Origin of the sequence: Italian clover phyllody phytoplasma str. MA1 (genome assembly GCF_000300695.1) — a bacterium.
Taxonomy (GTDB): Bacteria; Bacillota_I; Bacilli_A; order Acholeplasmatales; family Acholeplasmataceae; genus Phytoplasma.
In genome coordinates this window covers 1-15,965 of record NZ_AKIM01000032.1, presented here as the reverse complement: position 1 = coordinate 15,965, position 15,965 = coordinate 1, and the positions used below count along the sequence as shown (strand labels likewise).

Annotated in this window: 11 protein-coding genes; all 11 read left to right on the top strand. The window is 29.0% G+C overall.

Annotated features, from left to right (window positions below):
- Window positions 1–286 precede the first annotated feature (286 nt).
- Window positions 287–2,791: a preprotein translocase subunit SecA gene (secA, locus tag RI01_RS01915; RefSeq protein ID WP_017192975.1), complete on the top strand. Its 2,505-nt coding sequence runs from the start codon at window positions 287–289 to the stop codon at window positions 2,789–2,791.
- Between the two features lie 119 nt (window positions 2,792–2,910).
- The gene (locus RI01_RS03630; RefSeq protein ID WP_017192974.1) at window positions 2,911–3,054 is read left to right on the top strand and encodes a hypothetical protein; all 144 of its coding nucleotides are present in this window, start codon (window positions 2,911–2,913) and stop codon (window positions 3,052–3,054) included.
- A gap of 313 nt (window positions 3,055–3,367) precedes the next feature.
- Window positions 3,368–3,523, top strand: coding sequence for a hypothetical protein (locus RI01_RS01910; protein ID WP_017192973.1), 156 nt, complete (start codon window positions 3,368–3,370; stop codon window positions 3,521–3,523).
- A gap of 169 nt (window positions 3,524–3,692) precedes the next feature.
- The gene (locus RI01_RS03750; protein WP_017192972.1) at window positions 3,693–3,851 is read left to right on the top strand and encodes a hypothetical protein; all 159 of its coding nucleotides are present in this window, start codon (window positions 3,693–3,695) and stop codon (window positions 3,849–3,851) included.
- Window positions 3,852–4,542: 691 nt separating this feature from the next.
- Window positions 4,543–5,643 (top strand): peptide chain release factor 2, encoded by a 1,101-nt coding sequence (prfB, locus tag RI01_RS01900; protein ID WP_017192970.1) that lies wholly within the window; start codon window positions 4,543–4,545, stop codon window positions 5,641–5,643.
- Between the two features lie 66 nt (window positions 5,644–5,709).
- Entirely contained in the window at window positions 5,710–6,435 is a 726-nt protein-coding gene (locus RI01_RS01895; RefSeq protein ID WP_017192969.1) for a YitT family protein, read from the top strand.
- A 66-nt stretch (window positions 6,436–6,501) separates the two neighbouring features.
- On the top strand, window positions 6,502–8,313 hold the full coding sequence (locus tag RI01_RS01890) for a nitrilase-related carbon-nitrogen hydrolase (protein WP_017192968.1): 1,812 nt from the start codon (window positions 6,502–6,504) through the stop codon (window positions 8,311–8,313).
- 33 nt (window positions 8,314–8,346) lie between these two features.
- Window positions 8,347–9,489 carry a tRNA 2-thiouridine(34) synthase MnmA gene (gene mnmA, locus RI01_RS01885; RefSeq protein ID WP_017192967.1) on the top strand — a complete coding sequence of 381 codons (1,143 nt, stop codon included), beginning with the start codon at window positions 8,347–8,349 and terminating at the stop codon, window positions 9,487–9,489.
- A 58-nt stretch (window positions 9,490–9,547) separates the two neighbouring features.
- Window positions 9,548–11,782, top strand: coding sequence for a RelA/SpoT family protein (locus tag RI01_RS01880; protein WP_017192966.1), 2,235 nt, complete (start codon window positions 9,548–9,550; stop codon window positions 11,780–11,782).
- A 7-nt stretch (window positions 11,783–11,789) separates the two neighbouring features.
- Window positions 11,790–13,070 (top strand): histidine--tRNA ligase, encoded by a 1,281-nt coding sequence (gene hisS / locus RI01_RS01875; RefSeq protein ID WP_026052443.1) that lies wholly within the window; start codon window positions 11,790–11,792, stop codon window positions 13,068–13,070.
- Complete coding sequence (gene aspS / locus RI01_RS01870; protein ID WP_017192964.1) at window positions 13,054–14,805, top strand: aspartate--tRNA ligase; 1,752 nt, start codon at window positions 13,054–13,056, stop codon at window positions 14,803–14,805. Before hisS ends, aspS begins: the two co-directional genes overlap by 17 nt.
- The last annotated feature ends 1,160 nt before the right edge of the window (window positions 14,806–15,965 follow it).

Below are 15,965 nucleotides of genomic sequence, written 5' to 3'. Positions count from 1 at the left end.
GTTTTTTATCAAAAATATTTCTTTTAAAAAAATGTTGTTCTCCCAGAAAAGAGATATTATTGATTTAAGGGTTGGTTTTTATTATTAAACACTAAATAAAATCATTAAACAAGGTTTAAATTAAACTAATTAAATCAATAAAGAGGCAATACTCATTAATATTAAAAAAATAGTAAAAAGGCCTTAATTTTTAATATTATTAAAATAGATATTAATTTTTATTCAATTAATAAAAATAAAAACAATAATCGATAAATTATTTTTTCAAGAAAGGTTTTATATAAACATGTTAAGTTTTATTACAAAATTATTTGATTCTTCAAATAAATATTTAAAAAAAGCGAAAGCAATAACTACTAAAATTGAAAAATTAGAAGAAGAGATGCAACAACTAAAAGATGAGGATTTTCCTAAAGAAACTGAAAAATTAAAACAACGTTTTCAAGAAGGAGCTTCTTTAGATAGTTTATTAGTGGAAGCTTACGCTTTGGCGAGAGAAGCTTCCAGAAGAGTAACTGGTTTAACACCTTATTACGTACAACTTTTAGGTTCTATCGTTTTACATCAAGGACAAATAGCCGAAATGAAAACCGGAGAAGGTAAAACTTTAACTTCTGTTTTACCAGCTTATTTAAACGCTTTAAGTGGAGATTCAGTTCATATCGTGACAGTTAATGAATATTTAGCTAGTCGCGAAGCCGAAGGACAAATAGGCGATATTTTCCGTTTTTTAGGCATGACTGTGGGTTTAAATACTAAAGATAAAACCATTCCTGAAAAAAAATTAGCTTATCAAACTGATATTCTTTATTCTACTAATAGTGAATTAGGTTTCGATTATTTAAGAGATAATATGGAAACTGATATTAATAATTTAATGATGCATCGTGATTATAACTACGTTATTATTGATGAAATAGACTCTATTTTAATTGATGAAGCCAGAACTCCTTTAATTATTTCAAGTAACACTCAACAAGGCAAAAAGTTTTACCGTGATGCTGATCGTTTCGTAAAAAGCTTAAAACCAGAACATTATATGATCGATTTAGAATCTAAAACCATCGAATTAACTGAAGAAGGCGTACGCAAAGCTGAAGCTTTTTTCCAATTAACTAATTTATACAATAATTCTCACTCTTTATTATTGCACCACATTAAAAACAGTTTAAAAGCCGTTTTTATTATGGAAAAAAATAAAGATTATTTAGTGGATAAAGGACAAGTCTTAATTATTGACCAATTCACTGGTAGGATTTTAAATGGTCGTCAATTCAGTGATGGTTTACATCAAGCGATCGAAGCCAAAGAAGGATGTGTTATTAAAGAAGAAACAGAAGTTTCCGCTACTATTACTTACCAAAATTTCTTTAGAATTTACCGTAAAATGTCAGGCATGACAGGAACAGCTAAAACAGAAGAAAAAGAATTCGTTAATATTTATAAAATGAAAGTAGTGGAAATTCCTACTAATAAACCAATGATTAGAGAAGACGCTCCTGATTATGTTTTCGCTTCTGCTGAAGAAAAATGGCAAGCTTTATTAGGCGAAATTGAACAAAGGCACGCTACACAACAACCTATTTTAATCGGAACACCAACAGTGGAAGTTTCTGAAAAAATAGCTAAATATTTGAAAAAAAGAAAAATCAAACATGAAGTTCTTAACGCTAAAAACCACTCTAAAGAGGCAGAAATTATCGCTAAAGCTGGACATAAAGGTTCTATCACTATCGCTACTAATATGGCTGGTCGCGGGACTGATATCCGTTTAGGTGAAGGAGTAGTTGAATTAGGCGGATTAGCTGTTTTAGGGACCGAAAGACACGAAGCACGTAGGATTGATAACCAATTAAGAGGACGTGCCGGACGTCAAGGAGACCCAGGTTTTTCCCGCTTTTTCGTTTCCGCTGATGATGATTTAGTGAAACGTTTTGGCGGTAACAGAATGCAAAAAATTATCGCTATGTTAAAAAACAACAATGGTTCTGATGAACCTATCACTTTAAAAATGTTTAGTAATTTTGTGACTAATATTCAGAAAAAAATCGAATCTTCTAATTATGATTACCGTAAATTTGTTTTACAATTTGATTCTGTTTTAAGATTGCAAAGAGAAATCATTTATCAACAAAGAAAAGAAATTTTAAAATCTGAAGAAGTAGATGTTTTAGTTATAAACTTAATGAATAAAACTTTAAACAGTAATATTAATTACTTTTTAAAAAATAAAATGACCAATAAAGATGATGAAGGTATTAAAGAATTTATCACTTATTTAGAAACTTTATTTTTCCTTCCCAATACTTTTACGGTCCAAGATTTCCAAACTCAAGAAGAAAAGCGTTCTCTTTTATCTTCTAAAGAAATAGAAGAAGTGGTGCAAAAAAAAGTAACGACTTTCTTGGAAGAACAAAAAGCTAAATTACAAGTTATTGATGATAAGCAGTATTTTTATGTTTTAAGATACATTATGCTACAAAAAGTAGATTCTTATTTCAAACGTCATATTAATGATATGAGTATTTTGAGAAGAGGAATTAATTTTTTAAGTTACGGTCAACAAAACTCCTTAGTAGTTTATCAAGAAAAAGGGCAAAAGTTTTTCAACCAAATGATCGAAAATATAGTTCTTGAAGTAACGAAAACTATTTTAAAAAGTTCCGCTTTAACCGACCAATTAGTGGAATCATTTCAAGAACAATTAATTTTCAACCGCTCTGATTCTGAAAACAATACTGCGAAAAGGAAAAATAGAAAAATTAAAGGTTCTAGAAAACCTTGGAATTAAACTTTTTTATACCCCACAAATGAACATAATTTAAAACAGTCTTTTAAAGGAATTTTTATTTTTTGAAAATATTTTTAGTATTTGTGGCAAAAGATATTATCCGATAGAAGGAGAATAAAGTGAATAAAAACGAAAAGGTAAAACCTATTGTTCCTTATAAAAGTAATCGTTTTTTAGATTTAGTTAATAAAGAACAAAACTCACTTTTAACATCTAAAGTCGATTATTCCGTTATTAACAAGACGATAGGCTTACTGAAGTGATTTTAGAAGATGTTTTAAAAGTCATCCCTAAAATTAAACAAACTTGTGAAGTTATTATCGCCGGACCCTCCTAGCGTGGGATTATACTAATAAAAACACCCTTTTTCTAAATTTTAGCAACGTTCTTATGAAAATCCATTTTATCCCTTTGGAACCAACAAAAAACAAAACTTTATATCGATCAAATAAGATAACTTTACACATCAGCTTATTTTAATTTTTCTGGTCAAAAAAAGAAAGAAACTTTAGGACAATTCGGCAGCCAAACCACTATTTATAAAGTTCATGAAAAAAAGGTGCTTTACCTCGCGATGTGATTAAAATACCTGTTTTAGCAGGTGGAGCCGGTTTAAAAGAAAGATTTTTTTGCCGCACTTGTGAAAATAAAATTTTACCATCCAAAGAATTAAAAAAACATTTAAAACATGATACAACAGTTCATCCTACGCAAAAACCTCTCAAATCTTAACTGAAAAAATGATTAATTCAGTTATTAAAAAAAACACACCAGGAAATGTTTTAATCCCTTTTTGTAGGTTCTGATTCAGAATCATTAGTAGCTAAAAGGATGAATTTAAATTATATCGGTATTGAAATAAATCCTTATTATGTTTTTGTAACTGAAGAGGTTTTGAAGAATGTATAAATTAACTCTTCAAACGTTGAACAATTTGGAAGCCAAATTAAAAAAATTTCATGATCTTTTTGATTATACAAGTTGCAACTCTTTACAATTAGAAGAATTAATTGCAAAAAGCATTCAAGAAAATTCTTCGAACTCTGATAAGATCGAATGACTCTGCAACAGTCAAAATGTAGAACATGATATTTCGATTAACGGCAAAACTAGTATTCAAATTAAATCTGGTAAAAAAACAAAAATTTAAGTTAGTTTTTTCTAGCCATAGGTTAAGTAGATTCAATGACTATTTTAAACAAATTAATAATTTTTTGAACGGACTTGATTATTTGTTAATCGCCGTTCCTTACAAAAGAAAAGAAATAAAAAATGGTAAAAAACATTTTTACGAAGTTATGCAATTTCAAAATGATATATTAAAAATTTCTGAAAACAATTCATGGGTTGAAAAAGGTATCAATTAACTAATTCTCATAGAGTAGTTTTTTTCAATATATCCTTCAATGAGTTGGCAAATTGGGTGGCAAATTTCTTTAGATTTAATCCCCGCAAAGACTTATATGAATGAAATTTAAAAACAATTCTTAAACAAAAAACCTATATGATAAATATTTAATTATTAAGATATTATGTAGGTTTTTCTTTTCTTGCAAAATTTCCCAAGCGATGACAAAATTTTCAGATAAAAATTAAAAATAATTTGCTTTCTTATGAAAAAGAAGTTTTACTTAGTGTTAGTATTTTTTTAAAATTAGAATATTTGCAAATATTCTAATTTTAAAAAGAAGCTTTTGATAATCCTTCGTTGCATAAAAAAGGACAAAATTTTTAACACGGAGAAAAACGAAATGGAAAGATATGAAATTAATCAAACTCTAATCACTTTGCAAACTGTTTTGCACAATTTAGAACAAAAAATAGATTTAGAAGATAAGAAAAAACAAATAGACTATTTAACGGCTTTAATGGAAAAACCTAATTTTTGGACTGAAAATAAAGACGCTATTGATATTAGTCAAAAACTTCATCAACTACAAAATAAAATTTCTAATTTTAATTCTTTAAAGAAAAAATACGATGATTTAGCGACTTTATTTGAACTAGTAGAAAATGAAAACGATAAGGATTTTCTTTTCCTTATTAAAGAGTTAAAACAAATTCAAAAAGAAATTAAAGATTTTGAAATTGAAGTTTTATTGAATCAACCTTACGATGAAAATAACGCTATTTTAATTTTACATTCAGGCGCTGGCGGAACCGAGTCTCAAGATTGGTGTGAAATGTTAACACGAATGTACCAAAAGTACGCTCAAAGAAAAAAATTTCAATACGAAATTCTTCATTCTCAACCAGGCGAAGAAGCGGGTTTAAAAACGGCGACTATCTTGATTAAAGGTCCGTACGCTTACGGATATTTAAAAGTCGAAAGAGGCGTTCATCGTTTGGTGAGAGTATCTCCTTTTGATTCCGGCGCAAGAAGACACACTTCTTTTGCTTCTTGTGAGGTTTTACCTGAAATTAACGAAGATATTCAAATTGAGATTAAAGATGAAGATATCAAAGTAGATGTTTATCGCAGTAGTGGCGCTGGCGGACAACATGTTAATACTACTGATTCTGCGGTAAGAATTACTCATTTACCGACTAACACTGTCGTGACTTGCCAAAACGAAAGAAGTCAAATTAAAAATAGAGAAAAAGCTTTACAAATTTTAAAAACCAAATTATTACAAATAGCTTTAAAAGAACAAGAAGAAAGTAAAAAAAACTTTAACGGAGAACAAAAAGATATTAGTTGGGGTTCTCAGATTAGAAGTTATGTTTTTCACCCTTATCAAATGGTAAAAGACCATCGCACGAATTATGAATATTTTCAAATTGACGCTGTAATGGATGGTTTTTTAGACGATTTTATTAACGCTTTTTTGAGGCAAAAAAACGATTCTTAATAATAAAAAATTCTCATTAGAAAGGGTATAAAAATATTATTCAATATTTTTATATAATAATTATTTATGGACACCAATATTTCCAATAAGAAAGATAACATTAAAAAATGGACAAGTTTGATTTTAAATGATATTGTCTTATCTATCGCTATTTATTTCTTTTTATTTTCTACTAATTTAAACACAGGAGGAATGGATGGCGTAGCTATGTTGATAGACAAATTTGTTAAACCCGATTTTTTTTCAACGCGTTTTAATAATATTTCTGTTTTTATTTTCCTCGCTCAAGCATTTTCCTTAATAGTTGGTTGGAAAGCTTTTGGCAAAGACTTCTTCGTTAAAACCGCTTTTTTAGTTATTATTTTAATTGTCAGCGTTCCTCTTTTTGATTTGTTAACTGACAAGAATACAGGTAAGATTTTTGATTTATTACATATAGAAGACATGTACGTTCAATTAGTTATTTCCTCTCTGATGAGTGGTCTTCTGATTGGAACTACGTTGGCAAACATTCGAAACCACGGTTATAATACTGGGGGGATGGATGTTTTTCATAAACTTTTAAAAGAAAAGTTTAAAATTAATTTCATTATTATTTTATTTATGACTGATGGTGTTTTAGTTTCAGTTGATTCTTTATTAAAAAGTATGGAAAATAAAAAAGAATTTGATGGAGCAGTTTTTTTGGAAACCGGGATTAGATTGTTATTGTCTTATATAACTATCACTATTATTGGTTATATCATGGAAAAGAAAAATAAAATTAACGTTGATATTGACGATAACAAATAAAAAAATCTTCAATTCTGAAAATAAAACACCGCATTAGAGCTCAATATTAGGAAGGTTTTTCAACCCATGTATCACAACAGTTTTATTAAAATAGAATTATCCAATCCTGATTTGCACATCGGGAATCCCTTTAAGAATGCCGAAAGTATTCTTAAAGTTCTTAACCACAGCAAAGCTAGCTTTGTTTTATTTCCTGAATTATGTTTAAGTAGTTATACAGCTGGAGATTTATTTTTTGAAACTACTTTTTATCAGGAAGTTTTAGAATCTTTAAAATTTATCATGGAAAAGACCACTTTTGAAGGCGTTTATTTAGCAGGAATGCCTTTCTTTTTGGAAGAAGTTTTATTCAATGTCGCTGTGGTAATTCAAAAAGATAAAATTTTAGGCATTGTTCCTAAACACACTATTCCTAATTATAAAGAATTTAGCGAAAAAAGATGGTTTCATTCTGGCAAAACTATCCAAACACAAGAAATTGATTTTTTAGGACAAAAAGTACCTGTCGGTAATATTTTGTTTATTAATAAAAAATTCGATATCAGTTTTGGGGTGGAGATTTGTCAAGATTTATGGACTATTGAATCTCCTAGTGATTTATTAGCTTTAAATGGAGCGGAATTAATTTTTAACTTATCTTCTTCTACCGAACATATCGGTAAAAAAGAAATGCGCAAAAATGCGGTTATTAATCATTCTCGCAAACATATTGGTGGTTATTTTTACACTAGTAGTGGAATTACAGAATCATCTACTGATGTCCTTTTTTCTAATCATAAAATAGCCGCTGTTTTCGGTAATTTAATTGGTGAAAAAGATTTATTTAACCAAGATGATACTAGCTTAGTCGTTGATGTTTGTATTGATTCTATCAAACACCAAAGAAGAATTGATACCACTTTAGGGGACCAAAAAATCGGCAAAGAATATCCTTTTTTTAAAGCTTATTTCGATATTAAAGAATATGATAATTATGAATTTGAAAAACCTTTCCACCAAAAACCTTTTGTGGAAATGGATGATTTAGAGGAACAATTAAAACTAGCGAACCATATTCAGTTTTTATCTTTACAAAGTAAATTATCGCATATTAAAAATTTGAAAGTAATTTTAAAATTAGCTTCGCGTTTAAACGAATTATTGTCCCTTTTGGCGGTCGTACAAAGTTTTCAAGCTAGTAAAAAAACACTAGATGATTTGATTGTGATTATGGAAGATGAAAAAGATTTTCAACCTGATTTTAGTGCATTGATTAAAAACTTTTTAAACAGCTTAGGGATTAAAAATATTCTTCTGGATAATGAGGATCATAAACCCCAAGTTAAAGAACGGTTAAGCAAAGAATTGATTCGTCACACTTTAAGTAAGTTTACCCCAAATTCTCTGATGTTGGATGATTCACAAATTTTAGTGTTAGAAAGCGATAATTTGTCCGATACGGCTTTAGGAAAAGTAAGTGAAAGAATCCATTATTACGATCAATTGTATAATGTTAATGTTGGTTTAACCCAAACTTTCATGACTGAATTGATTCTTTTCCATTTGAATAAACCTATCGTTTCTATCCCTCCTGAATTAAAATTTTTTTACCAAGAACAGATAGAAAAATTTTTAACCCCTAATATCATCATAGAAGATTTTATTTTATATCATCATTTAAAAAATAATTTTTCTAAAGCAAAAATCGCTTTTTTAATCGAACACACTTTCTCTTTAAATGCGGAAGAAAGTTTAGTTTTAGTGCAAAATTATTTAAAAACTTTTTATCAGGCACAATATAAAAGACAACAAATGTCACCAGGACCTAAAATTTTAGAAAATAGCCTTTCACCGAGAACGGAATTTAAGTTACCTATTAATTTCCAACGAAAAGAGTGAAAAACGGAATTTATAGAAATAGAAGTATAGAATATGAAAAAAAAAGTGATTGTTGGTTTATCAGGTGGAGTTGATAGTAGCGTCACGGCTTTATTATTAAAACAACAAGGTTATGAGGTAGAAGGCATTTTTATGCGCAATTGGGATAGTAGTTTGAATTATGATGTTCAAGGTAATCCTAATGTTAATGATGATGTTTGCTCTCAAACAGCCGATTTGAATGATGCTGCTGCCATCGCTCAACAATTGGATATTAAATTTCATCAAGTTGATTTTTACGAAGAATATTGGGACCAAGTGTTTTCGTATTTTTTAAAATTATTAAAACAAAATTTAACCCCTAATCCCGATGTTTTATGCAATAATCAAATTAAATTTCTCACTTTTATTAAATATGCCCAACAATTCAATCCTGATTTTATAGCTATGGGGCATTATGCCAATATTACTCATGAAAAAGGTCAACCCATCTTAACGAAAGCTTGGGACGATACTAAAGACCAAACTTATTTTTTATCTCAACTTAAACAAAAACAATTAGATAAAATCCTTTTTCCTTTAGGAAAAATGACTAAAAAAGAAGTCAGAGAAATCGCCGCTAAAAATTCTTTAATAACAGCGAGAAAAAAAGACTCCACTGGTATTTGTTTTATCGGAGAACGCAAATTCAGTTCTTTTTTAAAAAATTATATTCCTGCTAAAAAAGGTCCTATTAAAGATATGAATGGTAAGTTTTTGCAAGAACATGAAGGCGTTTTTAATTATACTATTGGACAAAGAAAAGGACTTAATTTAGGGGTTACTCAAGAAAATCAAGCTCCTTGGTTTGTCGTGGGTAAAGAATTACTTACCAATACTTTGTTTGTGGACCAAAGTTATGACAGTCCTTACCTTTATAGCGATTCAACTTTAATCATTGATGTCGTGTGGAGAAATTATGATGTTTATCAAAATCATGGTAAAATGAAGATGATGGCTAAATTTCGTTATCGTCAACCCGATCAAGAAGTGGAACTTGTTTGGTTGGATAAAACAACTTTAAAAGTTTATTATCCCCAAAAAATAAAAGCTATCACGCCAGGACAAATAGCGGCTTTTTATAAAGATGATTTTTGTCTAGGAGCAGGAATGATTAAAGAAGTTTATTTTCAAGAGAAAAAACTTTCATATGTTTAAACATTTTTTTATCCTTTAAAAAAGATGTTTTAAAAATTCAAAAAAAGAGGTGATTAAAGTGCTTTTTAATACTACTGAAAGCCATAACATAGAAACAAAAGTTCATGAAGAAGTTTTATTCCAAGAATTGATGCAAAAAGTAAAAAAATACATTCATGAAAAAACAGTCTTAGATAAAATTAATCAAGCTTATTTATTGGCTAAAAAAAAACATACAAATCAAAAAAGAGTAACGGGCGAAGAATTCATTATTCACCCTATTTATGTTGCTATTATTTTAGCTGATTTGAATAGTGAACCCAACACTTTAATGGCTGGTTTATTACACGATTCTTTAGAAGATACGGATTTAACTTTTGATGAATTAAAGGATTTTTTAGGCGAAGATGTGGCTTATATAGTGAAAGGAACCACTAAATTAGATAAACTTAGTTTTAACCCTAAACAAAGACAAGTGGAAAATCATCAAAAACTTTTTTTAGCTATGGCTAATGATATTAGAGTAGTTTTGGTAAAAATAGCAGATAGACTACATAATATGCAGACTTTAAAAGAAATGAAGCCTGAAAAACAATTATATATTTCCCAAGAAACATTAGATATTTATGTTCCTTTAGCCCATCGTTTAGGTCTTTTTCAAATTAAATCTCAATTAGAAGATTTAACTTTTAAATATATGAACCCTAAAGAATATTACCGCATTTCTAACCTAATTAACGCTAAAAAAAATGAACGCGAAAATTCTATCAAAAACATTATTAAAAATATTAAATCTTTGTTTTATAAGTCCGGCATTATTGATTTTTCCATTAGCGGACGTAGTAAAAATATTTATAGTATTTATAAAAAGATGAACCAAGGACAAGTTAGTTTTGACAAAATTTTTGACTTATTAGCGGTTCGTATTATTGTGGATAAATTAGATGTATGTTATAAATGTTTAGGTATTGTTCACGCTCATTATTCTCCTTTACCAAGGAGATTTAAGGATTATATCGCTGTTCCAAAACCTAATTTATACCAAGCCCTTCATAACACGGTTTTAGCCAAAGATGGTTCTATTTTTGAAATCCAAATCAAAACTAAAGAAATGGATGAAATTGCCGAAAAAGGAATCGCGGCCCATTGGGGTTATAAAGAAAACAAAGTTTATTCCAAAGACAATAAACAGTTGGAAATAGCGCAAAAATTAAGATGGTACCAAGATTTAATTAAAATCACCAAAAATACTAAATATAAATCTCTACAAAATTCCAAAACTTTCGTAGATTCTATTAAAAATTATATTTTAAGCGAAAATGTTTATGTTTTTACACCGAAACAAGAAGTATTCGAATTTCCAGAAGGTTCCACACCTATTGATTTTGCTTTCCGTATCCATTCTATGATTGGTTTTACCATGACAGGCGCTATTGTGAACGAAAAAATCGTTCCTCTTGATTATAAGCTGAAAAACGGTGATATTATCTCTATTAAAACAAATAAAAACGTTTTTAGAGCGAATAAGGATTGGTTGAGGATAGCGAAAACTTCTTATGTTAAAAAATTCATTAAAAACTTTTTAAATAAACAGAAAAAAGAAGTTTTAACTTTAATCCAAAATGGTAAAGAAATTTTAGAAAAAGAATTGCAAGCAAAAAAGAAAGATTTTAAAATTGACCACAATTTTGTTAAAAAAAGTTTTCACAAGCAATCTATTAAAAATGTTAATGAATTATATGAAACTTTAGGAAGAAAAAAAATCACTCCTGATGTGGTACTCGCTAAAATTAATTCTTTTGAAGAAATGCGCAAAGAATACGATAAAGAACAAATTTCAAAAAACTTGAAAAAATTCACTTATGAAAACGAAACAGGTGTTTTTATTGAAGGATTAGATAAAACTAAATTAAAATTAGCGAATTGTTGCAATCCTATTTTTGGCGAAGAAATAATGTGTTTTATTAATAAAGATAAAGGTACCAACGTTCACCGTAAAGATTGTGTTAATTTACAACAATACGATTCTAACCGTCTTATTGTCGCTCATTGGAGCCAAAATTATCGATTAAAATACGCCACTTGGCTTTTCATTATTGGTTCTTATAGTTCTTCTTTAATTGCTAATATTACTGATAAAGCTAATGTTTTAGGAATTAATATTTCTAAAATAAACATGATTAATAATAATAAATTATCAAAAACCACTATTAAACTGCAAATACTAGTAAAAAATATTTCTGAAATGGAAAAATTAATTTCTCATTTATTACAATTATCTAATGTTTATCAAATTTATAGAGGAACAAATTAAAAGGTTTATGGTTAAAAAAATAAAAGGAACTCACGATTTATTTCATGATGAGATGTCTAAATGGCAGTTTATCGAAAAGAAACTTAAAACTCTTTTTGAAACGTACAATTTTAAGGAAATAAGAACTCCTATTATCGAATATAAAGAAGTTTTTTATCGCGCTACCGAACAATCCGATATGGTTAAGAAAGAAACTTATCAATTTCACGATAAAAAAGGTAGATTAATAGCTTTAAGACCGGAAGGAACGGCTTCTGTTATTAGAAGTTATATCGAAAATAAATTGGATCATCAAAACGAATTAACTAAATTATATTATTTAGGTCCTTTTTTTCGTTATGAAAGGCCGCAAAAAGGTCGATATCGTCAATTCCATCAAATAGGCGTTGAAGCTATTGGTGTGCCTAATTCTTTATTCGAAGTAGAAGTTATTATTTTAGCTTATGAATCTTTGTTAACTTTAGGGCTCAAGAATGTTAAAATTAAAATCAACACTTTAGGGGACCTTCCTACTCGTCAAAATTTTTTAACTATTTTTAAGAATTATATTGACAAAAATACTCAAGATTTATGTAGTTTATGTTTAGAAAGAAAAGAAAAAAATGTTTTACGTATTTTTGATTGTAAACAATGTTCCCAAAAAGAGGTTTTAAAAAAAGCTCCTTTGATTTTAGATCACCTTTCTGTAGAAGCTAAAAATAAATTTGACCATGTTTTAGAACTTTTAAAAGAAGCTCGGGTTAATTACGAAATAGACCATCTTTTGGTAAGAGGTCTAGATTATTACACGGATACAGTTTTTGAAATTGCCGCTAATGACGCCGCTAACCAAAATGATTTAGTTTTAGGCGGCGGCGGAAATTATAACGAATTAACCGAAGTTTTTGGTGGTAAAAAAACTCATTGTATTGGTTTTGCTTTAGGAATAGAACGTTTAATGATTGTCATGGAAGAGAATCATTTATTCCCTGATGTCAGTTCCTCTGTTTTAGATGTTTATTTATTAGCGTTAGACCGAGAAGCTTTAAAACCGACCTTTATGTTGATGCAAAAAATACGTCAACATGGTCTACAAACTAACATGAATTATGAAACAGGTCATTTCAATAAAAAGTTAAAAAAAGCTTTACAAACTAACCCTAAATACCTTCTTTTTATTGGTCAAAAAGAATCAAAAGATAACGTCTTAACGGTTAAAAATATAGCAGAAAAAAAAGAATATAAATTATCACCAGAACAAACAATCAATTTTTTAATAAAGGAATTAACAAGTGAAAACAAAATATAGTTACGATAATAACGAGATCACCCTTAATCAAAAAGGCGAACAAGTCTTTTTAAAAGGTTGGATCGAAAGAAAAAGAAATTTAGGTAATAAACTTTTTATTGATTTAAGAGATGTTTCGGGGATAGTTCAATTAGTGGTACTTAATGATCATCCTCAAAATCAACAAATTGCTTTAACTAAAATCGAAACAGTGATTGAAGTTAAAGGCGAAGTGATAGAAAGAATCAATAAAAACCCTAATTTAACGACGGGAGAAATCGAAGTTTTAGTGCAAGAAATGTCTTTTCTTTCTGAAGCGGAGCACATACCTTTAAGTATTGTGGAAAAAAACGAAGCTTTAGAAGATTATCGTTTAAAATATCGTTATTTAGATTTAAGAAAAAAAGATAAAAAAAGTTTTTTAATTCAAAGGCACGAAATTACTCAAAACATTAGACAAACTCTTTTAAATAATAATTTTTTTGAATTAGAAACTCCTTTATTATCAAAATCAACTCCTGAAGGGGCGAGAGATTATTTAGTTCCTTCACGCATTCATCCTCATCATTTTTACGCTTTGCCTCAGTCTCCTCAAATTTACAAGCAATTATATATGATTTCTGGCTTTGAAAGATATTTCCAAATAGCTCGTTGTTTTAGAGATGAAGATTTAAGATCAGATAGACAACCAGAATTTACTCAAATAGATATTGAGACTTCATTTTTCAGTCAAGAAGATTTAATGAATTTAACTGAAGAGATTATGACGAATTTGTTTGCCAAAATCTTAAACCAGCCTTTACCCACTCCTTTAAAACGTCTGTCTTTCCAAGAAACTATGAACTTGTATGGTTCAGATAAACCTGATTTAAGGTTTGATTTAAAGATCGAACCTTTAAACGCTTATTTTAAAGAAGATTTCGTTAATGCAGAAGGAACCGAGAAAACCATTAAAGGGATTAAATTAAATTCTTCCCTTCCTTTAAACCTTTTAACAAGAAAAAAAATAGACGAATATAAACATTTGATCAAAAACCAATTTAATTTAAATTTAAAACTTTTTAAAAAAAAAGACAATAATTTAAAAGGCAATTTAAGTCAATTTGTTAATGATGCTTCTTTTTTAGAAGAAGGCGAATGGTGCTTTGTTATTAGTAACGATTTAAAGGACCTTTCTTCAGAAGATCATTTGTTAAAAACATTAGGTTTTTTGAGAAATAAATTAGGTCATAATTTGAATTTAATCGACCCTAATCAAGAATCTTTATTGTGGATAGTAGATTTTCCTTTGTTTGAATTTAATTCAGAAGATAATCGTTATTACGCTATGCATCATCCTTTTACAGCCCCTTCAGATATTAATATTTTAGAAAAACACCCTGAAAAAGCTCAAGCTCAAGCTTATGATTTAGTGTGGAATGGTTATGAAATTGGCGGAGGTTCTTTGAGAAATTATCAAAGTCACGTGCAAGAATTAATGTTTCAAAAATTAGGTTTTAGTAAAGAAGAAGTTCAAAATCGTTTTGGTTTTTTAGTAGAAGCTCTAAAATACGGCACTCCTCCGCATGGAGGCATTGCTTTAGGATTAGACCGTTTAGTGATGTTATTTACTAAAACAAATAATATTAAAAATGTTATTGCCTTCCCTAAAACTCAAAGTGCTCAAGATTTAATGATGGAAACGCCTAGTTTAGTTGATCAAGAACAATTAGATGTTTTAAACATTCAATTAAAAAAGGACGCTGAAAAGAAATAAAATAGTAGAATATAAAATAGTAGAATATTAAAAGATCCTTAAATAAGGGATCTTTTTTTCTATCTCAAAACTTTTAGAAAGAAAATGATCTTATTTTGATATAAAAAAAATATAAATATGAAAGAGAGATAAAAAGTTAAAATTAAAAAATAAAAAAAATAATTTAAAATATTCTTTTGAAATTTTTCTAATATTTTTTACGTTGTTTTTATTGTTATTTTAATCAAAAGATTTACGGTCCGCGCCTCTTTTACAGAAAGATCAATTAGAGGAACAAAAGTTATTCATGTAGTTTTACACAAAAATAGCACTTCTTCGGATGTTTTAAATTATAATAAAATCGATATTAACCCTTCTTATAATGGCAGCGTTTCTTCAAGCACTTCTTATAATAAAGAAAAAGATGGCAATATGCAATGGTATATCAAAAACGATGGGTGCCAAAGAGGCCTTATTTACAGTAGTTTAACGAACTAAAACGTCTGATAATGACGTACTTCATATCCTCGTTTTGCTAAACAAAAGAATAGCAGATTAAAGCAGAGGATAAAAGCGCGGGTTGAGGGAAAATTCATACCCAAGATGATACCACAAGAAGAATGATTATCATGGATAAGTCCTGCAACGGACATAAACGCACAAAAAACGGAGTAATCTTTTTTTAACCAACTCGAAAAGAACTGATAACGAGTTGCAAGAAGAAAGGGAATAACTAAGATACTGGGTTAGTCCTATTATTAAACTGGCAACAGTTTTCTGACTTAAATGTCAACTTTTTGACTGACCTACCTGGCTAAACGGTATTTGCCTACCTTTTAAACTAAACACTTAGGAGTAAGTACCCAAACCCGAACCTACCAACCTTGTTTTCTACATCAAATACCGTCACCCTTTCAACCGTTGGAACAAAAGAGGTGCAACTTCAGAAGATTTTGGTTTTATAAACGGTTTCGACAGCGCATCTTTTGATATGAAAGACGGTAGTTATTTGCGTAATAATATTACGGTTCAAAAAGCAACTAAACGAAGGTCCAGGCGGCAACAAATTAATTCTTAAATACCGAGAGGTCCGAAACATTTTTTAACCGAAGAAAAAGACTATTACCTTGGTGATGCTTTCGTTCATAATGAAAACTTCGAACTAACCGACTTCCATCTCC